At 73.2% G+C, this 20,144-nt stretch carries 15 protein-coding genes and 3 pseudogenes; 2 read left to right on the top strand and 16 right to left on the bottom strand.

Annotation, left to right across the window (positions count from 1 at the left end; all coding sequences use genetic code 11):
- Window positions 1-265 precede the first annotated feature (265 nt).
- The 3 genes from LCE31_RS18340 to LCE31_RS18350 all read right to left on the bottom strand — a co-directional run bounded on the left by LCE31_RS18340 (window position 266) and on the right by LCE31_RS18350 (window position 2,870).
- Entirely contained in the window at window positions 266-853 is a 588-nt protein-coding gene (locus LCE31_RS18340) for a TetR family transcriptional regulator (RefSeq protein ID WP_225015507.1), read from the bottom strand.
- 8 nt (window positions 854-861) lie between these two features.
- Window positions 862-1,890, bottom strand: a complete 1,029-nt coding sequence (locus LCE31_RS18345) for an aldo/keto reductase (protein WP_225015482.1) — start codon at window positions 1,888-1,890, stop codon at window positions 862-864.
- 158 nt (window positions 1,891-2,048) lie between these two features.
- The gene (locus LCE31_RS18350) at window positions 2,049-2,870 is read right to left on the bottom strand and encodes a class I SAM-dependent methyltransferase (protein WP_225015483.1); all 822 of its coding nucleotides are present in this window, start codon (window positions 2,868-2,870) and stop codon (window positions 2,049-2,051) included.
- A gap of 74 nt (window positions 2,871-2,944) precedes the next feature.
- Between LCE31_RS18350 and LCE31_RS18355 the strand changes: the two genes are divergently transcribed.
- Entirely contained in the window at window positions 2,945-3,547 is a 603-nt protein-coding gene (locus LCE31_RS18355) for a TetR/AcrR family transcriptional regulator (RefSeq protein WP_225015485.1), read from the top strand.
- 22 nt (window positions 3,548-3,569) lie between these two features.
- On the opposite strand, the gene LCE31_RS18360 is transcribed toward LCE31_RS18355, so the two are convergent.
- The 6 genes from LCE31_RS18360 to LCE31_RS18385 form a co-directional block, all read right to left on the bottom strand.
- Entirely contained in the window at window positions 3,570-3,956 is a 387-nt protein-coding gene (locus LCE31_RS18360; RefSeq protein WP_225015486.1) for a barstar family protein, read from the bottom strand.
- A 41-nt stretch (window positions 3,957-3,997) separates the two neighbouring features.
- Complete coding sequence (locus LCE31_RS18365) at window positions 3,998-4,417, bottom strand: ribonuclease domain-containing protein (protein ID WP_225015489.1); 420 nt, start codon at window positions 4,415-4,417, stop codon at window positions 3,998-4,000.
- Between the two features lie 166 nt (window positions 4,418-4,583).
- Window positions 4,584-5,330, bottom strand: a complete 747-nt coding sequence (locus tag LCE31_RS18370) for a vWA domain-containing protein (protein WP_225015490.1) — start codon at window positions 5,328-5,330, stop codon at window positions 4,584-4,586.
- Between the two features lie 292 nt (window positions 5,331-5,622).
- The gene (locus tag LCE31_RS18375) at window positions 5,623-7,083 is read right to left on the bottom strand and encodes a glutamate synthase subunit beta (RefSeq protein ID WP_225015492.1); all 1,461 of its coding nucleotides are present in this window, start codon (window positions 7,081-7,083) and stop codon (window positions 5,623-5,625) included.
- Window positions 7,076-11,635, bottom strand: a complete 4,560-nt coding sequence (gltB, locus tag LCE31_RS18380) for a glutamate synthase large subunit (RefSeq protein ID WP_225015493.1) — start codon at window positions 11,633-11,635, stop codon at window positions 7,076-7,078. The genes LCE31_RS18375 and gltB overlap by 8 nt, the downstream gene beginning before the upstream one ends.
- Before the next feature lie 489 nt (window positions 11,636-12,124).
- Complete coding sequence (locus LCE31_RS18385) at window positions 12,125-12,853, bottom strand: VIT1/CCC1 transporter family protein (RefSeq protein ID WP_225015495.1); 729 nt, start codon at window positions 12,851-12,853, stop codon at window positions 12,125-12,127.
- A 253-nt stretch (window positions 12,854-13,106) separates the two neighbouring features.
- On the opposite strand from LCE31_RS18385, the gene LCE31_RS18390 reads away from it, so the two are divergent.
- Window positions 13,107-14,090, top strand: a complete 984-nt coding sequence (locus tag LCE31_RS18390; protein WP_225015497.1) for an ADP-ribosylglycohydrolase family protein — start codon at window positions 13,107-13,109, stop codon at window positions 14,088-14,090.
- A gap of 104 nt (window positions 14,091-14,194) precedes the next feature.
- Here LCE31_RS18390 and lgt read toward each other — a convergent pair whose 3' ends face one another.
- The 7 genes and pseudogenes from lgt to LCE31_RS18420 all read right to left on the bottom strand — a co-directional run.
- On the bottom strand, window positions 14,195-15,253 hold the full coding sequence (gene lgt / locus LCE31_RS18395) for a prolipoprotein diacylglyceryl transferase (protein ID WP_225015499.1): 1,059 nt from the start codon (window positions 15,251-15,253) through the stop codon (window positions 14,195-14,197).
- Between the two features lie 313 nt (window positions 15,254-15,566).
- Window positions 15,567-16,388, bottom strand: coding sequence for a DsbA family protein (locus LCE31_RS18400; protein WP_225015501.1), 822 nt, complete (start codon window positions 16,386-16,388; stop codon window positions 15,567-15,569).
- Between the two features lie 102 nt (window positions 16,389-16,490).
- Window positions 16,491-17,309 carry a tryptophan synthase subunit alpha gene (trpA, locus tag LCE31_RS18405; RefSeq protein WP_225015503.1) on the bottom strand — a complete coding sequence of 273 codons (819 nt, stop codon included), beginning with the start codon at window positions 17,307-17,309 and terminating at the stop codon, window positions 16,491-16,493.
- The gene (gene trpB / locus LCE31_RS18410; RefSeq protein WP_225015504.1) at window positions 17,306-18,667 is read right to left on the bottom strand and encodes a tryptophan synthase subunit beta; all 1,362 of its coding nucleotides are present in this window, start codon (window positions 18,665-18,667) and stop codon (window positions 17,306-17,308) included. The genes trpA and trpB overlap by 4 nt, the downstream gene beginning before the upstream one ends.
- A 73-nt stretch (window positions 18,668-18,740) precedes the next feature.
- Window positions 18,741-18,920 (bottom strand): annotated as a pseudogene (gene trpM / locus LCE31_RS40885) (tryptophan biosynthesis modulator TrpM); the annotation flags it as partial.
- Window positions 18,921-18,929: 9 nt separating this feature from the next.
- Window positions 18,930-19,607: pseudogene (trpC, locus tag LCE31_RS18415) on the bottom strand (indole-3-glycerol phosphate synthase TrpC); the annotation flags it as partial.
- A 155-nt stretch (window positions 19,608-19,762) separates the two neighbouring features.
- Window positions 19,763-19,894: pseudogene (locus LCE31_RS18420) on the bottom strand (indole-3-glycerol-phosphate synthase TrpC); the annotation flags it as partial.
- Window positions 19,895-20,144 lie beyond the last annotated feature (250 nt).

The following is a 20,144-nucleotide window of genomic DNA, read 5'->3' on the forward strand; positions in this document are numbered from 1 at the left end:
GCGGTGGGGCGGTGCGTGGCAGTGAGGACTCGGGCGTCGGCGGTGGGACGGTGCCCCATGCGGGAGGGCGCGGCTCGGGGTCGGCGCGGGGTTCTGCCCGAGACCGCGCCTGGGAACCCGGATCGCCGCAGGACGCCCGGGACCACGCAGGAGCGCGCCGGTTCGCCCCGGACAGCGCGGACGCCCGGGCCGCCGGAGCGCGCCGGAACACCCGGCCGGCCGCGGGACACCCGGACCGCCCCGGACCGCGCCGCGGGGGGGGGGCTCAGGGCCGCAGGCCGCGCAGGAGCAGCTCGCACACCTCGTTGAAGTCCGTCTCGATGCCGGGCGCCGTCCACTCCCCCGCGTGCACCGGGTCGTGGAACCGGGCCGACGCGTCCCACAGGGCCCGCGCGGTGGCCGCCGCGTCCCGCACCGTGAACTCCCCTGCCTCGGCGCCGCTCTCCACCATCGTCCGCAACTGGCCGAGCAGGGTCGACACGTGCACGGAGACGGCGTCGCTGTGCTCACGGCCCAGTTCGACGAAGGTGGCGAAGAGTTCCGGGTCCTCGCCCGCCTTGTGCCGCTTGCACGCGAACAGAGTGCTCAGCCAGCGCCGCAGCCGGTCGGCCACGGGGCCGTCGGCGTCGGCGATCCTCGCCAGGTCGCCCTGCTCGGGGGCAAGCCACCGGCCGGCGACCGCGTCGCGCAGCGCCGCCTTCGTACGGAAGTGGCGGTAGACGCTGCCGTGGCTGACCCCGAGGACACGGGCGACGTCCACGACCGTGGCCTTGGCCGGACCGTAGCGGCGCAGCACGTCCTCGGTGGCCTCGAGGATGCGCTCGGGGGTCAGGGGGGTCTCGGGCGGCGGCATCGGGTCCCTCACGTCATCTGCTTCTTCTCACTGTCGAGGTAGGCCATCTGCTCTTCCGGGTAGCGGCTGCCTGCTGCGGCGCCGGCCGGAACGGCCTCCTCGACGGCGGCCAGGTCGTCGGCGTCGAGCCTAACGTCCAGCGCGCCGAGGGCTTCGGCCAGGCGGTCGCGGCGGCGGGCGCCGATCACCGGCACGATGGTGGTGGAGCGGCGGGCGCTCTGGGCCAGCACCCAGGCGATGGCGGTCTGCGCGACGCTGATGCCCCTGCCGTCGGCGACCTTGCGGAGCGCGTCGACGAGGTCGAGGTTGCGGCCTATGTTCTGTTCGCTGAAGCGCGGGGTGAAGCGGCGGAAGTCGTCGGGGGCCATCGCCCGGTCGCGCCCCCAGTGGCCGCTGATCAGGCCGCGCGAGAGCACCCCGTACGCGGTGACGCCGATGCCGGCCGCCCGGCAGGCGGGCAGGATCTCGTCCTCGATGCCGCGGTCGAGCAGGGAGTACTCGATCTGGAGGTCCGAGATCGGGGCCGTGGCCGCGGCCCGGCGGATGCTGTCCGGGCCGGCCTCCGAGAGGCCGATGTGCCGTACCAGTCCGGCCTGTACGGCCTCCGCGATGGCGCCGACCGTCTCCTCGATGGGCACGTCGGGGTCGACGCGCGCGACGCGGTAGATGTCGATGTGGTCGGTGCCCAGGCGCTGGAGCGAGTAGGCGAGGAAGTTGTGCACGGCCTTCGGGCGGCCGTCGTGGCCGCGGAAGGTTCCTGTGTGGTCGCGAAGCGCACCGAACTTGACGCTGGTCACGGCCTGTTCGCGCAGGGCGGCCGGGGCGGTGCGCAGGGCCTCGTTGATGAGGAGTTCGTTGTGGCCCATGCCGTAGAAGTCGCCGGTGTCGAGGAGGGTGACCCCGGCGTCGAGCGCCGCGTGGATGGTGGCGATCGACTCGGCCCGGTCGGTCTGGCCGTACGCGGGTGACATGCCCATGCAGCCGAGGCCGAGTGCGGAGACCTGGGGGCCGGTGGTGCCGAGGGAGAGGGTCTGCACGAGGGCGCTCCTTGGGAGGTGGATTGCGGGTGCCTTCACAGCATGGACCATGCGATGACAGATTTCAATATCTGTCATCGCATGGTCCACCAGTGCCCCGAATGAGCCATCGGTCCCGGCGCCCTCCGCCCCCGCTGCCGCGCTCGCCCGCCCCCGGGTCAGGAGGTCCCGTCGCGTACGGCGGTGGTCGCCAGAGTGGTGTAGCGCATCGTGAAGCGTCCGCCCAGGGCGTCGATGGCGGGGCCGACCTCGCCCAGCACCGCGGCCAGTTGACCGGGGCGGAGCCGGGTGAGACCGCCGGTCGTGGGCAGCAGGTCGAGCCACTGGTCGCGCGTGTAGGACCGCTCCCAGTCGAACCGCCACTGCTCCGGGTCGCCGAACCGCCCCGTCTCGCGGATCTGGTCGGCGATCTTCGCGTACCCCGCCTGGTACGTCTCCAGCGGACGCCGCGCCGGCTGCCCGGCGAACGGGAAGTCGGGCGCCACCCGGCGGCAGGCGGCGGCGAACGGCTCGGCCACCTCGGCGGGCGGCTCGAAGACGTGCCCGAAGACCGCCAACCGCCCGTTCGGGCGCAGCACGCGGGCCGCCTTGGCCGCCCCCGCGACCGGGTCCACCCAGTGCCACGACTGGCCGGCGACCAGCGTGTCGAACCTGCGCCCGGCCGGCTCCCAGGCCTCGAAGGTCGCCACTTCGACCGGCAGGCCGCGGGCCCGCGCGAAGCCGGCCATCCGCGCGTCCGGCTCAACGCCGAGCACGGTGCAGCCGGCGGCCTGGAACTGGCGTGCCGCGATGCCCGTGCCGCAGCCGACGTCGAGAACGCCGGGGCCCGGGCTCCCGGCGACGATCCGCGCCACCAGGTCCTCGGGGTAGCGCGGTCGGGCCCGGTCGTAGCGGCGCGCGTCCACGCCGAACGATTCGGCCGTCTGTCGAGCCTCGTGCGGTCGTGCGGGCTCCGGTTGCTCTCGCGATAGAGTGGGCATGCGTTCACTTTAGTGGGCATGCGCCCATTCACCTATGGATGCCAGGAGTCCTGGCGTGCGGGAGGGATGTCCGAGTGCCGACCGGGGTGCACCTTCGCGACGCGCGGCAGCAGCTGTTCGACGCCGCGGAGCGCGTGCTGCTGCGGGCCGGCCCGAACGGGCTGACCAGCAGGGCCGTCACCGAGGAGGCGGCCTGCGCCAAGGGCGTCCTGCACCGGCACTTCGCCGACTTCGACGCCTTCCTCGCCGAGCTCGTGCTCGACCGGGCCGCACAGCTCGACACACAGGCGCGCGCGCTGCGCGAGACCGCGGGCACCGGCACCGTGGCCGACAACCTCACCGGCGCGCTGACCGCCCTGTTCGGACCGGTTCCCGTGGCGATCATCCCGCTCATCACGTTCCGGGACGAGTTGCGCGCGCGGCTGCGGCAGGCCAGGCCCGGGGGCGGGATGGCGGTCCTCGCCGAGGTCACCGCCGCGGTCTCCGCCTACCTGGCCGACGAGCGCGCGTTGGGCCGCGTCGCGGCCGGCGCCGACATCGACTCGCTCACCCTCTCCCTGGTCGGGGGCGGGCATCTCCTGTTCGCGGACCGCGACCCGGGACCGCCGGCCACGGCGAGCGTCCGCAAGCTGGTGACCGCGGTACTCGCCGGCGTCGTGCGGCCGGAGCACCACTGAGGCGACGTGCGGCCCGGGTCGCTCAGGCGAGCGTCAGCGCGCCCGGTGCCTCGCGCTCGAAGACCGCGACCAGGTCGTCGAAGTCGGTGGGGCCGCGTCCCGCCCGCGCGTCGGCGAGCCGGGCCAGGAGGGCCGCGCGGTTGGTGGGGTGCGCGCGGGCGAGGCGGTGTTCGAGGGTGCGTACGGTCTCGGCGTGCCCGAGCGCCTCGCGGGAGCGCAGATGATCGCGCCACAGGAAGGCGAAGTCGCCGTCGTCGGGGGTGCCGTAGCCGCCGCGCAGACAGTCCGCGAACGCGTCGAGGTTCGCGCCGAAGTATCCGCCGGGGCCGTTGACCGCGGCGCCCAGCACCTGCCAGAAGGCTTCGAGGCCGGTGACCTCCGCCCCGTCGATCACGTAAGTGACTGTCATGGGGCGGAGGCTACCTTTCAGCTCAGGTGGGGGGAGGACCTTCAGCAGGAGAAGTCGATCTTGTCGAACGACGCGTAGTGGTCGGAGGTGTAGTACTCCTCGTCGGGGTCGCCCGCGATGATGCGACGGGCCCCGCGGTCCGAGGAGCCCGGGGTGACCACGGTGTACTCGTGGTAGTAGCCCTGTGACTGGCTGGGCAGCAGGTGCTCGTCGTTGCGGAAGACCTCGCCGTCCTGCTTGTAGGGGAACGGGCCGCCCTGGTCGATGAGGTCCTGGGTGTCGTGGGCCTGGGACGGCAGGTCCCCGTAGCAGACGCTGCCGACGGCGGCGGCGGAGACGGAGACGTGCGCGGCCGGCGCCGGCGGGGCGGCGGACGCGGACGCGGCGGCGCCGCCGAGGAGGAGGGAGGACGCGAGGGCTGCGATGCCACCGAGGGTGGCGATCCGTGGGGGTATACGCATGGCTCCCATGATGACGCGCGTAGACGTGCTCACGTCAATCCCAACGCCCGGCCGTTTGCAGGAAGTTCACCCGCATCACCGGCCCTTCGAGCGATGTACACGGAAGAAGCGCGCGGGGCCGCGCCCGCCGCACACCGCAAGCGGGCTCCGCGCACCCTGCCGTGGATCAGCTGTGCACGATGCCCTGGTCGCGCGCCGCCCTGAGCCACTGCGGGTACTCCCCCAGCAGTCGGTCGTAGAGCGTGCTGTCGCGCATGCGACGGGGGTTGCGGCCCGCCGGGAAGAAGCCCGCGTTGTCCACCACCCGCCGTGCCGGGACGGCGAGTTCGTCCAGCCGGCGCAGGAAGTCGAACTGGTGGCCGTGCGGATCGCCGAAGCCGATGAACTGCCAGAACATCGGCAGCGCCGCGGCCTTGCACACGTACCGCTCGGCGGCGAGCCGGTTGCTCGGCCCGCCGTCCGTCTGGAACACCACCAGGGCGGGATCGGTGGACCCGCTGTCGAGGTAGTGGCCGATGACGGCGTCCATCGCCACGTGGTAGTTGGTCCTGCCCATGTGGCCGAGGCCGCCGACGACCTCCTCGATCCGGCCCTCGTGGCGGTCCAGGGAGATCTCCGTCTCGGCGTCCACGTCCGTGGAGAACACCACGACGGGCACGATCCCGTCGTCGTCCAGGTTCGCGGAGAGCCCGAGGACCCGTTCGGCGAGCGCCTGCACACTGCCGTCGCGGTAGTAGGGCCGCATGGAACCCGACCGGTCGAGCACGAGGTAGACGGCGGCGCGCTGCCCGCCCAGCCCGTTCTTCTCCAGCGACACGGCGGCGCTCTTGTAGAGGCTCACCAGGCCGGGCGCGGTCCGCTCGACCTTCGCCAGGCTGATCGCGGGAACGTGCGGGGCGGGCGCGTGGGCCATGTGCCGTCTCCTCGCGGTGGGTGTCGGTACCGCGAGCCTACGCGCGAACGCCCCCCGCGGGCAGGGATGTTCCGGCGGGTGGGGAAAACACGTGCCACGGCACCCGCCCTGTCCGGTCGGGGACATGAGGGGCGGGCGCCGTGTCGTGCGGGGAGCCGGGGGAGACCACTCCCCCGGCCCGACCGCCCGTACGCCGTTGTACGGGACGTCTGCGGGACCGGCCCGGCCGGCCCGGGCGGGATGACGCGCCGTCAGGCGCGGTCGCCCGCAGGGCCGTCGGTGCCGCCGGCGCTCAGACCACCAGGGAGCGGTCCGTGGGCCGGATCGGCGCGTGCAGGTCGCTCGCGCCGGTGAGGTAGTGGTCGACACCGCGGGCGGCCGAGCGGCCCTCCGCGATCGCCCACACGATCAGCGACTGGCCGCGGCCCGCGTCGCCCGCGACGTAGACGCCGGGGACGTTGGTCGCGTAGTCGGCGTCGCGTGCGATGTTGCCGCGTGCGTCGAGTTCCACACCGAACTGCTCCACCAGGCCGTTGGCCTGGTCGGTGCCGGTGAACCCCATGGCGAGCGTGACGAGTTGGGCCGGGATGACCCGCTCGGTGCCGTCCAGGGAGTTCAGCTTGCCGTCCTTGAACTCCACCTCGACGAGGTGCAGCGACTGGACGTTGCCGTCCTCGTCCCCCTCGAAGTGGGTGGTGGAGACCGAGTACAGCCGCTCGCCGCCCTCCTCGTGCGCGGAGGTGACCTTGTAGAGGATGGGGAAGGTCGGCCAGGGCTGGTTCTCGCTGCGCTCCTCGCCCGGCCGGGGCATGATCTCCAGCTGGGTGACGGACAGGGCGCCCTGGCGGTGTGCCGTGCCGACGCAGTCGGCGCCGGTGTCGCCGCCGCCGATGACCACCACGTGCTTGCCCTCGGCGCTGATCGGGGAGACGGTGAGGTCGCCCTCCTGCACCTTGTTCGACAGCGGTAGGTACTCCATCGCGAAGTGCACACCGTTGAGCTCGCGGCCCGGCACGGGCAGGTCGCGCGAGACGGTGGCACCGGCCGCGACGACGACGGCGTCGTAGCGGCGGCGCAGCTTCGCCGCGTCTATGTCCCGGCCGACCTCGACGCCGGTGCGGAACTTGGTGCCCTCCGCGCGCATCTGCTCCACACGGCGGTTGATGTGGGACTTCTCCATCTTGAACTCGGGAATCCCGTAGCGCAGCAGGCCGCCGATGCGGTCGGCGCGCTCGTAGACGACCACGGTGTGGCCGGCCCGGGTGAGCTGCTGGGCGGCGGCGAGCCCCGAGGGGCCCGAGCCGATCACGGCGACGGTCTTGCCGGACAGCCGCTCGGGCGGCTGCGGTGTGACGTCGCCGTTGTCCCACGCCTTGTCGATGATGGAGACTTCGACGTTCTTGATCGTCACGGGTGGCTGGTTGATGCCGAGCACGCACGCGGACTCGCAGGGCGCGGGGCACAGCCGCCCGGTGAACTCGGGGAAGTTGTTCGTGGCGTGGAGGCGCTCTATGGCGGCGTTCCAGTCGCCCCGGTAGGCGTAGTCGTTCCACTCGGGGATGAGGTTTCCGAGCGGACAGCCGTTGTGGCAGAACGGGATGCCGCAGTCCATGCACCGGCCGGCCTGCTTGCTGATGATCGGCAGCAGCGAGCCGGGGACGTAGACCTCGTTCCAGTCCTTGACGCGTTCGGCGACGGGGCGGGTCTCGGCGACCTCGCGCCCGGTGGTGAGAAAGCCCTTCGGGTCAGCCATGGGTCGCCGCCTCCATCATCTTCTCGGTGGTCTCGGTCTCGGAGAGCCCGGCCAGCTCGGCGGCGTCCTTGGCGGCGAGCACTGCCTGGTACGTAGCGGGGATGATCTTCGTGAAGCGCTCGACGGCTGCGTCCCAGTCGGCGAGCAGCTTCCCGGCGACGGTCGAGGCGGTCTCCTCCTGGTGGCGGCGCACGACGTCGTACAGCCACTGCTTGTCGGTGTCGTCGAGCGGGCCGACGGCGGAGAGGTTGCCCGCGTTGACGTTGTCCGCGTCGAGGTCGATGACGTAGGCGATGCCGCCGGACATGCCGGCCGCGAAGTTGCGTCCCGTGGGGCCGAGGATCACGGCCCGGCCGCCGGTCATGTACTCGCAGCCGTGGTCGCCTACGCCCTCGGTGACCACGGTGGCGCCGGAGTTGCGCACGCAGGTGCGTTCGCCGCTGCGCCCGCGCAGGAACAGCTCGCCTCCGGTGGCGCCGTAGGCGATGGTGTTGCCCGCGATGGTCGAGTACTCGGCGAGGTGGTCGGCGCCCCGGTCGGGGCGTACGACGACCCGGCCGCCGGAGAGGCCCTTGCCGACGTAGTCGTTGGCGTCGCCCTCCAGGCGCAGGGTGACGCCCGAGGGCAGGAACGCGCCGAAGGACTGGCCCGCCGAGCCGGTGAAGGTGATGTCGATGGTGTCGTCGGGCAGGCCCGCGCCGCCGAACCGCTTGGTGACCTCGTGGCCGAGCATCGTGCCGACGGTGCGGTTGATGTTGCGGATGCCGATCTGCGCGCGCACCGGCTGGGCGGCCTCGGCGCTCTCGGCGCCGAGCGCGTCCGCGGCGAGGCGGATGAGCTCGTTGTCGAGGGCCTTGGCGAGGCCGTGGTCCTGCTCGACGGTGCGGTGGCGGACGGCGCCGCGGCCGAGGACGGGCACGTGGAACAGCGGTGCCAGGTCGAGGCCCTGGGCCTTCCAGTGGTCCACGGCCCGCTCGGTGTCGAGGAGTTCGGCGTGGCCGACGGCCTCTTCCAGCGTGCGGAAGCCGAGTTCGGCGAGCAGCTCGCGGACCTCCTGCGCGATGAACTCGAAGAACTTCACCACGTACTCGGCCTTGCCGGAGAAGCGCTCGCGCAGCACCGGGTTCTGCGTCGCGATGCCGACGGGACAGGTGTCCAGGTGGCAGACGCGCATCATCACGCAGCCGGAGACCACCAGGGGCGCCGTGGCGAAGCCGAACTCCTCGGCGCCGAGCAGCGCGGCGATGACGACGTCGCGGCCGGTCTTGAGCTGGCCGTCGGTCTGGACGACGATCCGGTCGCGGAGCCCGTTGAGCAGCAGGGTCTGCTGGGTCTCGGCGAGTCCGAGCTCCCAGGGGCCGCCCGCGTGCTTGAGCGAGGTCAGCGGGGAGGCGCCGGTGCCGCCGTCGTGGCCGGAGATCAGCACGACGTCGGCGTGGGCCTTGGACACGCCGGCCGCGACCGTGCCGACGCCGACCTCGGAGACCAGCTTCACGTGGATGCGGGCCCCGGGGTTGGCGTTCTTCAGGTCGTGGATCAGCTGGGCGAGGTCCTCGATGGAGTAGATGTCGTGGTGCGGCGGCGGCGAGATGAGGCCGACGCCGGGCGTAGAGTGCCGGGTGGTGGCGACCCACGGGTAGACCTTGTGGCCGGGCAGCTGGCCGCCCTCGCCGGGCTTGGCGCCCTGCGCCATCTTGATCTGGATGTCGTCGGCGTTGACGAGGTACTCGCTGGTGACGCCGAACCGGCCGGAGGCGACCTGCTTGATCGCGGAGCGCCGCGCCGGGTCGTGCAGGCGGTCGGTGTCCTCGCCGCCCTCGCCGGTGTTGGACTTGCCGCCGAGCTGGTTCATGGCGATGGCGAGGGTCTCGTGCGCCTCGCGCGAGATCGAGCCGTACGACATGGCGCCGGTGGAGAACCGCTTGACGATCTCGGAGGCCGGCTCGACCTCGTCGACCGGGATGGGTTCGCGGCCGGAGTCGATGTTGAACAGGCCGCGCAGTGTCATCAGCCGCTCGGACTGCTCGTTGACGCGGTCCGTGTACTTCTTGAAGATGTCGTACCGGCCGGAGCGGGTGGCGTGCTGGAGCCGGAAGACGGTCTCCGGGTCGAACAGGTGCGGCTCGCCCTCGCGGCGCCACTGGTACTCGCCGCCGATCTCCAGCTTGCGGTGGCTGGCGGAGATCCCGGAGGCCGGGTAGCCCTTGGCGTGCCGGGCGGCGACCTCCTGTGCGACGACGTCCAGCCCGGCGCCGCCGATCTTGGTGGCGGTGCCGTTGAAGTACTTGTCGACGAAGGTCTGGTCCAGGCCGACGGCCTCGAAGACCTGCGCGCCGCGGTAGGAGGCGACGGTGGAGATGCCCATCTTGGACATGACCTTCAGGACGCCCTTGCCGAGCGCGTAGATCAGGTTGCGGATGGCCTGCTCGGGCTCCAGGCCCTCGATGAAGGTCCCGGCGCGCACCAGGTCCTCGACCGACTCCATCGCGAGGTACGGGTTGACGGCGGCGGCGCCGTAGCCGATGAGGAGCGCGACGTGGTGGACCTCGCGGACGTCGCCGGCCTCGACCAGCAGGCCCACCTGGGTGCGCTGCTTGGTGCGGATGAGGTGGTGGTGCACGGCCGCGGTGAGCAGCAGTGAGGGGATCGGCGCCTGCTCGGCGTCGGAGTGCCGGTCGGACAGCACGATGATGCGCGCGCCGCTCTCGATCGCCGCGTCCGTCTCGGCGCAGATCTCCTCGATGCGGGCGGCCAGCGCCTCGCCGCCGCCCGCGACCCGGTAGAGGCCGGAGAGGGTGGCGGCCGTCATGCCGGGCATGTCGCCGTCGGCGTTGATGTGGACGAGCTTGGCGAGCTCGTCGTTGTCGATGACGGGGAAGGGCAGGGTCACGCTGCGACAGGACGCGGCGGTCGGCTCCAGCAGGTTGCCCTGGGGGCCGAGCGAGGAGAGCAGCGAGGTGACGAGCTCTTCGCGGATGGCGTCCAGCGGCGGGTTGGTGACCTGCGCGAACAGCTGCGTGAAGTAGTCGAACAGCAGCCGCGGGCGGGCCGAGAGCGCCGCGATGGGCGAGTCGGTGCCCATCGAGCCGATGGGTTCGGCGGCGGCCCGCGCCATGGGCGCGATCAGGACGCGCAGCTCTTCCTCGGTGTAGCCGAAGGTCTGCTGGCGGCGGGTGACGGAGGCGTGCGTGTGCACGATGTGTTCGCGCTCCGGCAGGTCCGACAGCTCGATCTCGCCCGCCTCCAGCCAGTCCTGGTAGGGGTGTTCGGCGGCGAGGGTCGCCTTGATCTCGTCGTCCTCGATGATGCGGTGCTCCGCCGTGTCCACGAGGAACATGCGGCCGGGCATGAGGCGGCCCTTGCGCACGACCCTGGCCGGGTCGATGTCGAGGACGCCGACCTCGGAGGCGAGGACGACGAGGCCCTCGTCCGTGACCCAGTAGCGGCCCGGGCGCAGGCCGTTGCGGTCGAGGACCGCGCCGACCTGGGTGCCGTCGGTGAAGGACACGACCGCGGGGCCGTCCCAGGGCTCCATCATCGTGGCGTGGTACTGGTAGAACGCCCGGCGGGAGGCGTCCATGGCGTCGTTGTTCTCCCACGCCTCGGGCACCATCATCAGCACCGAGTGGGGCAGCGAGCGGCCGCCGAGGTGCAGGAGCTCCAGCACCTCGTCGAAGGTCGCGGAGTCGGAGGCGCCCGGCGTGTTGATCGGGAAGATCCGGTCGAGGGCGCCGTCGCCGAAGAGGCCGGACGCGAGCTGCGACTCGCGGGCCTTCATCCAGTTGCGGTTGCCCTGGACGGTGTTGATCTCGCCGTTGTGCGCGACGAAGCGGTACGGGTGGGCCAGCGGCCAGCTCGGGAAGGTGTTCGTCGAGAAGCGCGAGTGCACGAGGGCGATCGCGGTGGCGAACCGGGGGTCCGCGAGGTCGGGGAAGAAGGCCCCGAGCTGCTCGGTGGTGAGCATGCCCTTGTAGACGACGGTGCGCGCGGACAGCGAGGGGAAGTAGATCCCGGCCTCGCGTTCGGCGCGCTTGCGCAGTACGAACGCCTTGCGGTCCAGCGCGATGCCGGTGCTCGCGTGGTCCGTGACGAACAGCTGCCGCAGGATCGGCATGGTGGCGCGCGCGATCAGGCCGAGCGTCCCCGGCGCGACGGGCAGCTCGCGCCAGCCGAGGACCGTCAGGCCCTCCTCGGCGGCGAGCGCCTCGACGGCGGCGACGCCCTCGTCGGCCTCTTCGGCCGGCAGGAAGGCCGTGCCGACGGCGTACGCGCCGGCGGCGGGCAGGTCGAAGTCCGCGACCGCGCGGAAGAAGGCGTCGGGGACCTGCAGCAGTATTCCGGCGCCGTCGCCGGAGTCGGGCTCGGAGCCGGTGGCGCCCCGGTGCTCAAGGTTGCGCAGGACGGTCAGCGCCTGCTGGACCAGCTCATGGCTGGCATCGCCGGTGAGGGTGGCGACGAAACCGACGCCGCACGCGTCGTGTTCGTTGCGGGGGTCGTACATTCCCTGCGTGGCAGGGCGACCGTCCATGGGCGACCAGGCGTGGGAACGCATCGGCTCTCCCGTCGTCGTCGTGGCATATGCGTGTACCGAGGGACGACGTTGGCCCTCCAAAAAAATTTCATGCAGGTTACATGATGGGGTTCTTCTCAAAAAGCGGAAGATTCTATCCAGCATGCGGACACCTCGGGCGGTGTCCCGGCGGGGTCCGAGGGTGACGGACTCCGGGCGACGGACACGCGGTGTGCCGGACAGTACGGCGTCTGTCCGGGGGCGCGGGCTTCGTTGCCCGCGGCTAACGGGTCATGCCCCGGGATGGCGGGCTCGAAACCGGCGTGTAACAGGTACGTGCGCCGCGTTGCCCAGTGTCGCACCCCGGGGGCCGCCCCGCGCAGAGAAGGTCGCGTAGGTCACAACAGCCGCCGCACAACAATCGCGCCACCACAACGCACCACCACAGCGGGTCACCACAGCAGATCACCGCAGCGGGCCGCGGCTGGGCGGCACGGCCACCAGAGCGGTACGGCTACCCCAGCGGTGCAGCTACAGGGACGCCCCCAGGACGGTCCCCAGGCCGTATGTGAGGGCCGCGGCGGCCCCGCCGAGGGCGAGCTGGCGCACTCCGCTGAACCACCAGCTGCGGGCCGTCACACGCGCCACCAGCGCACCGCAGGCGAAGAGGCCGACGAGGGCCAGCAGCACCGAGGGCCACAGCGAGGCCGCGCCGAGCAGGAACGGCAGGACGGGCAGCAGCGCGCCCAGCGCGAAGGACCCGAAGGACGACACCGCGGCCACGGTGGGCGACGGCAGGTCCTCGGGGTCGATGCCGAGCTCCTCGCGCGCGTGGATCTCCAGCGCCTGCTCCGGGTCGGCGGACAGCTGTTCCGCCACCTGACGGGCCAGGTCGGGCTGCACACCGCGCGAGACGTAGAGGGCGGCGAGTTCGTCGAGTTCGTCGCCGGGGTTCCTGCGCAGCTCGGCGCGCTCGACCGCGAGCTCGGCCTCCACCAGCTCGCGCTGGGAGGCGACGGACGTGTACTCCCCCGCCGCCATGGAGAAGGCGCCGGCCGCGAGCCCGGCCAGCCCGGTGATGACCACGGTGTGGGTGGAGACCGCGCCGCCCGCGACACCGGTCATCAGCGCGAGGTTCGAGACCAGGCCGTCCATCGCGCCGAACACGGCGGGGCGCAGCCAGCCGCCCGTCACATCGCGGTGGGTGTGGTTGTCGCGGTGGGCGTCGTGCAGTGTCGCGTTCGCCTCGAAGACGGCCATGATGTCCGTTCCCTTCCTGTGGGCGGGCAGCCCGGTTCCGTATGGAGCCGACGGCCCCTCCCGGAGTCGAAAGTACGCACGGAAATCGGTCGCCGCCAGCAAGGAAGGCCGTACTTACCGCAGGTCAAAGGGGTACGGACCGGGCGAGTGGACCAGGAAGGTGAGCCAGGTCACTCGGGTGCGGGCGGGCGCGGTGGCGTGGCGGACACGGCGGACGGCACTACGGGTGAACCGCGGGTGAACAATCCTGTCCATGACGTCATATCTGGTGCACAACGCCCCGCCGGCGCGGCCCTGCACACTGCCGCTCGCGGACCGCGTCGCGGGCGCGCTGACCGGCGCGGCCGCCGCGGGCGGTCCCGGCGCCGCGGAGGCGATCCGGCTGACCCACGCGCTCGTGGGGGCGTACGAGGAGGTCCGCGACCACCTCGACGCGTACGCCGTCGCGGAGCGGCTGGGGACGGCGGACGGCTGGCTGCGCACGCGCCTGCGGCGGGCACACGCCGACCCGCGCGAGGCGGGCGCGGGAAACTGCGTGGACGCCGGGGCCGCCGTCTACGCGGCCCCGGTGGGGCTCGTGAACGCGGCCAACCCTGCCTCCGCGTACACGGAGGCGCTGGACGTCGCGGCCCCGCACCAGAGCTCGTACGGGCGGGAGGCGGCGGCCGTGTTCGCCGCGGCGGTGGCCGCTGCGTGCGCCGAGGGCGCGACGCCCGCGTCGGTGGTCCTCGCGTGCCTGGCGCCGGCGAAGGACGGCACCCGGGCGGCGATCGAGGCGGCGGCCGACGTCGCGTCCCGGCACCGGGACGCCGAGTCCGCCGTACGGGGCCTGCGCGCCGCGGTCGCCCCGTACGACCTGGTCGGCCCCGTGCACCACGCGCCCGCCCTCGGCGCGGGCCGCCCCTCACGGCTGCACGCGGTGGAGGAGCTGCCGGTCGCACTCGGCATGCTGCTGATCGGCGCGGCGGACTACCGGCGCACGGTCCTGGGCGCCCGGACGTACGGGCGCGGCGCGGACACCCTGGCCCTGCTGACCGGGACGCTGGCGGGCGCGCTCGCCGGCGGGCGGGCGGTCCCGCGGGACTGGGCGAAGCGCGCGGCGGAGGCGGCGGGCGTCGACCTGGGCGCGGCGGCGCCGGGGCTGACCCGGGTGGCGGCCGAGGTCTTCGCCCGGGACACCGCGCGGCGCCGCGCCCATGAACGCGCCTTCCGGGCGGTGGCCCCCGCGCAGCCCTGACCCGCGGGCCGGCCACGCGGAGACCCCCGGGGCGGCCCGGCCACGCGCGAGACCCCCGGGGCCTTGTGGTCCCGGGGGTCTCCGCGAGGAATGGTGCGGGGCGGTCAGCCCTTCTCGGCCGCCTCTGCCGTCGCGCCCGCGGCCTGCGCCGGTGTGGCGGCCGGCCCGGTCGTCGCGGCGCTGTCCGGCTCCCCTGTGCCGTCCGCCTCTCCGGTGTCCGGCCCCGCCGTCTTCTTCGCGGCCCCGGACGGGCCGTCCGCACCGCCGTCCTCCGCAGCGTCTCCCGTAGCGGCGGCACCCGTGGCGGCGGCACCGGTCTCGGCGGCGTCGCCCGACTCGTCCTGGTCGGCGCCCGGCTCGACCACGGCCTCGCGGCCGGGGCGCAGCCGTGCGGACAGGACGATGTAGACCACCGCGAGGATGAACATGATCATGACGGTCCACAGGTTCAGCCGCAGCCCGAGGATGTGGTTCGCGTCGTCCACCCGGAGGTACTCCGTACCGCCGCGTCCCACGCAGTACAGCGCCACGTACAGCGCGAACGCACGGCCGTGGCCCATGTTCCACCTGCGGTCCGCCCAGACGACCAGCGCGGCGACGATCAGGCACCAGATGGACTCGTACAGGAACGTCGGGTGGTAGTAGCCGGGGACGCCGTCACCCGAGGGGTTCGTGATGTGCAGGGCCCAGGGGAGGTGCGTCGGCTTGCCGTACAGCTCCTGGTTGAACCAGTTGCCCCAGCGCCCGATGGCCTGCGCGATCGCGACGGCGGGGGCCAGGGCGTCGACCCAGGCCGCGAGCGGGATGCCACGCCGCCGGCAGGCGATCCACGCGCCCACGGCGCCGAGGGCGACAGCGCCCCAGATCCCGAGTCCGCCCTCCCAGATCTTGAAGGCGTTGACCCAGTCCTCGCCCTTCTCGAAATAGAGCTCGGGGTCCGTCACCACGTGGTAGAGACGCCCGCCCACCAGGCCGAACGGCACCGCCCACACCGCGATGTCCGCGACCGTCCCGGACCTGCCGCCACGGGCGACCCAGCGCTTGTTGCCGTACCAGACGGCCACGAAGACACCGATGATGATGCAGAAGGCGTAGCCGCGCAGCGGAATGGGACCGAGATGGACCACTCCAGCCGACGGACTGGGAATGAAGGCAAGTTCCATGGCAGAACCGACGCTACCTTGCCGGGCCGTGCGGACGCCCGGTCACCCGGCAACGTCTGGGTAACGGGAGGCCAATTTCCGGGCATGCGGGCCCGTCGGGAAGGGCCCGTCGGCAAGGGCCTGTCCGGGGTCGGGCGGGGCAGGGCGAGGGGCCCGGAGCGGGCCCCGGGCCCGGCTGTCCCGGGAGGGTCTTCGGCCGCCGGTGCGTCCCCGGGTCAGGCGCCCCGGGGGGGGGGCCCCGGCCCCCGGGCCCCGCGTCCCGGGAGGGGCCTCCGGCCGCCGGAGCGGGGCCCGCTCCGCGTCCTGCCGGCGCTCAGCAGGCCGACGCCGATGGGTTCCCCGGCTGCTTGCCCCGGTTGGCCTCGGCCACCCACTTCTTCAGGTTCGCCGGGCTGATGTTCTCGTCGCCCTTCTTCGGGAAGACCGGCTTCCCGTTCAGCAGCACCGTGGGTGTGCCGGCGAAGCCGCCCGTGCGGAACGCGTCCGCCGACTTGCTCACCCAGGCGTCGTGGGCGCCCTTCTCGACGCAGCTCTTGAAGCGCGGGGTCGACAGCCCGTCGACCTTGCCCGCGATCTGGATCAGCCTGCTGTTCTTGCCGAAGGCGTCCGAGGTCTCCTCCGGCTGGTTCTCGTAGAGCGCGTCGTGGTACTGCGCGAACCTGCCCGCGTCCTGCGCGCACGCGGCGGCGTTGGCGGCGCGCACGGAGCCCGTACCGCCCATGTTGCCGTCGATGATGGTCGCCAGGTGGTACTCGACCTTCAGCTTGCCGCTGTTCTCCAGCTGGTGGAACGTGCCGCGGAAGACGTTCTCGAACTGGCCGCAGATCGGGCAGCGGAAGTCCTCCCACACCGTGAGCGTGGAGGGGGCGTCCGCCGCGCCCACCCGGATCGCGAGGCCGTCCTTGCCGCCCGCGCCGGTGGGCGCGCTGACCGGTCCCGCCGCACCGCCGGCCGGCTTGTCCTTGCCCGCGCCCGCCGCGAGCACGCCGATGCCGCCCGCGAGGGCGAGCACGGCGAGCGCGACACCTCCCACGGCGAACCCGCGCCTGCGCTTCTCGCGGGCCTTCTCCGCCGCGCGTTCCTGCTGGATGCGCTCTCGGGCGCTGCTGCGTGCCACACGTGTCTTCTCGCTCACATGTCAGCAACGAACCGGGGGGGCGCGTACGCACCTCCCCGGTCCCAGGTACACCCGTAAGGATGAGGTCGCCGACCGCTCACGTTCGAACGGACGGCGTGTTCAGCGGGTGGCGGCCCGCACGCCCCGCGCGAGGTCGGCGGCCAGGTCCCGTACGCCGGTGAGCGCGGCGGCCCGGTCGGGCGCGTCGAGGACCCGCTTGACGAAGGCGCTGCCGACGATCACACCGTCCGCGAAGGCCGCGACCTCCGCGGCCTGGGCCGCGTCGGAGACGCCGAGGCCGACGCAGACCGGCAGGTCGCCGGCCGCGCGGGTCCTGGTGACGACTTGCTCGGCCTGCGCGCCGACCGAGGCGCGGGTGCCGGTGACGCCCATCAGCGATGCCGCGTAGACAAAGCCGCTGCCTGCCTCCGTGATCCGGGCCAGGCGCGCGTCCGTGCTGCTGGGGGCGACGACGAAGACCGTGGCGAGGTCGTGCTTCGCCGCGTGCTGCCGCCACAGCGCGGACTCCTGGACGGGCAGGTCGGGCAGGATGCACCCGGCGCCGCCCGCGTCGGCGAGTTCGGCGGTGAAGCGCTCGACGCCGTAGCGGTCGATCGGGTTCCAGTACGTCATGACGAGTACGGGCTTCCCGCTGGCCTCGTGCGCCTCGCGCACGGTGCGCAGGACGTCCGCGATGCGCACGCCGCCGCGCAGCGCGATGTCGTCGGCGGTCTGGATGACCGGCCCGTCCAGCACGGGGTCGCTGTAGGGCAGGCCGATCTCGACGATGTCGGCGCCGCCCTCGAAGACCGCCTTGACGGCGTCGATGCCGCCGTCCACGGTGGGGAACCCGGCGGGGTAGTAGGCGATCAGGGCCGCCCGGTCCTCGGCCCGGGCCGCGGCGAGGGTGTCGGCCAGCAGCTGGATGTTCCCGCTCACTTCGCGGCCCCCTCGTTCGCCGTGGCGCCGTTCGTGCCCTCCGTGGCGCCCGTGCCGTCACGGTCGTCCTGGATCACCGCGGTGGAGGCGGCGTCGGCCTCGACGGCCACGTCCGCGTCGTACAGCCCGAAGTAGCGGGCGGCGGTGTCCATGTCCTTGTCTCCGCGGCCGGAGAGGTTGACGACGAGCAGCCCTTCCTCGCCGAGCTCCCGGCCGACCGTGAGCGCCCCGGCGAGCGCGTGGGCGCTCTCGATGGCCGGGATGATGCCTTCGGTGCGCGACAGCAGCCGCAGCGCCTGCATGGCCTCGTCGTCGGTGACGGCGAGGTACTCCCCGCGCCCGCTGTCCTTGAGGTACGCGTGCTCGGGGCCGATGCCGGGGTAGTCGAGCCCCGCGGAGATCGAGTACGGCTCGGTGATCTGGCCCTCGTCGTCCTGGAGGACGTAGCTGCGGGAGCCGTGCAGGATGCCCGGTTCGCCGGCGGTCAGCGTGGCCGCGTGCTCGCCGCTCGCCACGCCGTGCCCTGCCGCCTCGCAGCCGATCAGGCGCACCCCGGCGTCCGGGATGAACGGGTGGAACAGGCCGATGGCGTTGGAGCCGCCGCCGACGCAGGCGATGGCCGCGTCGGGCAGCCGGCCGGCGTGCTGGAGGATCTGCCGCCTGGCCTCGACGCCGATGACGCGGTGGAAGTCGCGGACCATCGCCGGGAACGGGTGCGGTCCCGCGACCGTGCCGAACAGGTAGTGCGTGGTGTCGACGCTGGCGACCCAGTCGCGGAACGCCTCGTTGATGGCGTCCTTGAGGGTGCGGCTGCCGGACTTCACGGCGACGACCTCGGCGCCGAGGATACGCATCCGGGCGACGTTGAGCGCCTGGCGCTCGGTGTCGATCTCCCCCATGTAGATGACGCATTCCAGGCCGAAGAGGGCGCACGCGGTGGCCGTGGCCACGCCGTGCTGGCCCGCGCCGGTCTCGGCGACGATCCGGGTCTTGCCCATGCGCTTGGTGAGCAGCGCCTGGCCCAGCACATTGTTGATCTTGTGCGAGCCGGTGTGGTTGAGGTCCTCGCGCTTGAGGAAGACGCGCGCGCCGCCCGCGTGGGCGGCGAAGCGGGGCACCTCGGTCAGCGGGCTGGGGCGGCCCGTGTAGTCGGCCATGAGCTGGTCGAGCTCGGCGGCGAACGCCGGATCGGACTTCGCCTTGTCGTACTCGACGGCGACCTCGTCCACCGCGGCGACCAGCGCCTCGGGGATGAAGGTGCCGCCGAAAGCGCCGAAATACCCCTCGGCGGTGGGGATCTGACCCTCGGGATCAGGGATGAAGTACGCAGAGGGCTCTGCGGAAGGCTTCGTGGACAACGGAGCGACTCCTCGTCGGGCTACGGACGGACAGCACCGTATGCGCGCGGGCACACTCGTGCCCCGCGCGCGTGCGGGTCTGCCATCGCATTCCGTTGACCTGCCCGGGCTCGTCGCCGATGACGTAGCGCACCCGCCGGCCGTGGACCCGTCGCGCGGGCGCGCGGCAGCCCCGCGGCCGGCAGCCGCGCGCCAGGGGCGCGTGGCTGTCTGCCGCGAGGTCCGCGGGTCGCGTGGCGGGCAGGGCGGGCATCGGTCGCGGTCAGTCCCTGCCGTGCCGGAGCGCCGGGTGGGCGCCCGCCGCGACGAGGTCGGCCACGGCGGCCTTCGGGGCGCGGCCGGTGACGAGGGACTCGCCGACGAGGACGGCGTCCGCGCCGGCGTTGGCGTACGCGATCAGGTCGTGCGGACCGCGCACGCCCGACTCGGCGACCTTGACGATGCCGGCGGGGATCTCAGGGGCGACGCGCTCGAAGGTGGAGCGGTCCACCTTGAGGGTCTTGAGGTTGCGCGCGTTGACGCCGATGACGCGGGCACCCGCGTCGACGGCGCGCTCCGTCTCGTCCTCGTCGTGCACCTCGACGAGCGGGGTGAGCCCGATGGACTCGGCGCGCTCGATCAGCGACACCAGGGCGGGCTGCTCCAGCGCGGCGACGATCAGCAGGACGACGTCGGCGCCGTAGGCGCGCGCCTCCCACAGCTGGTACGACGTCACCACGAAGTCCTTGCGCAGGACGGGGATGTCGACCCTGGCGCGGACCGCTTCGAGGTCGGCGAGCGATCCGCCGAAGCGGCGCTGCTCGGTCAGCACGGAGATGACGGCCGCGCCGCCCGCCTCGTACTCGCCCGCGAGGGCGGCGGGGTCGGCGATCGCGGCGAGCGCGCCCTTGGAGGGGCTGGAGCGCTTCACCTCGCAGATGACCTTGACGCCGGGGGCGCGGGGGGGCGGGCCCCCCGGCGGGGGGGGGGGGGGGCCGGCCCCCCCCCGCGGGGGCGGGGGGCGGGCCCCCCCCCCCCGGGGCGGCCCGCGGGGCGCGCGCCCTTGGCGGGGCTGGCGCGCTCCCCCTCGCCGAGCCCCTTGCCCCCGGCGCCGCTGAGCGCGGCGACGCCGTCCTTGGCCTCGGGGGCACGGGCCGCGCGCTGCTTGAGCTCGTCGAGGTCCACGCGCGCCTGGCGCTCCGCGAGGTCGGCGCGTACGCCTTCGATGATCTCGTCGAGCACACTCACGCGAGCGGCCCCCCTTTCCGGGACGGGATGGGTCATGCGTTCAGGGTCCATCGACCTCGATGCTAGCCGTAAGAGGCCAAAGGCCTCTCATCACGGGGTGTGCGTGTACGGCGACGCGGGTACTTGCGGCGCCCGCGGGGCCTCGCGGGACGGGGGGCCGGCTGCGCGGGCCGCCCCCCCCGGGGGGCGCGCCGGGGGGGGGCCCCCCCCCGCCCGGGGGGGGGAAGGGGGGGGGACGGTCCGGGGAAGA

Source organism: Streptomyces sp. 8L, from assembly GCF_020176795.1.
In the GTDB taxonomy this organism is placed as follows: Bacteria; Actinomycetota; Actinomycetes; order Streptomycetales; family Streptomycetaceae; genus Streptomyces.

Excerpts from the sequence above, each read along its gene's own strand:
- LCE31_RS18340 (WP_225015507.1), bottom strand. The coding sequence starts at position 853 with ATGCCGCCGCCCGAGACCCCCCTGACCCCCGAGCGCATCCTCGAGGCC.
- LCE31_RS18350 (WP_225015483.1), bottom strand. The coding sequence starts at position 2,870 with ATGCCCACTCTATCGCGAGAGCAACCGGAGCCCGCACGACCGCACGAG.
- LCE31_RS18360 (WP_225015486.1), bottom strand. The coding sequence starts at position 3,956 with ATGACAGTCACTTACGTGATCGACGGGGCGGAGGTCACCGGCCTCGAA.
- LCE31_RS18365 (WP_225015489.1), bottom strand. The coding sequence starts at position 4,417 with ATGCGTATACCCCCACGGATCGCCACCCTCGGTGGCATCGCAGCCCTC.
- LCE31_RS18370 (WP_225015490.1), bottom strand. The coding sequence starts at position 5,330 with ATGGCCCACGCGCCCGCCCCGCACGTTCCCGCGATCAGCCTGGCGAAG.
- LCE31_RS18375 (WP_225015492.1), bottom strand. The coding sequence starts at position 7,083 with ATGGCTGACCCGAAGGGCTTTCTCACCACCGGGCGCGAGGTCGCCGAG.
- gltB (WP_225015493.1), bottom strand. The coding sequence starts at position 11,635 with ATGCGTTCCCACGCCTGGTCGCCCATGGACGGTCGCCCTGCCACGCAG.
- LCE31_RS18385 (WP_225015495.1), bottom strand. The coding sequence starts at position 12,853 with ATGGCCGTCTTCGAGGCGAACGCGACACTGCACGACGCCCACCGCGAC.
- LCE31_RS18390 (WP_225015497.1), top strand. The coding sequence starts at position 13,107 with ATGACGTCATATCTGGTGCACAACGCCCCGCCGGCGCGGCCCTGCACA.
- lgt (WP_225015499.1), bottom strand. The coding sequence starts at position 15,253 with ATGGAACTTGCCTTCATTCCCAGTCCGTCGGCTGGAGTGGTCCATCTC.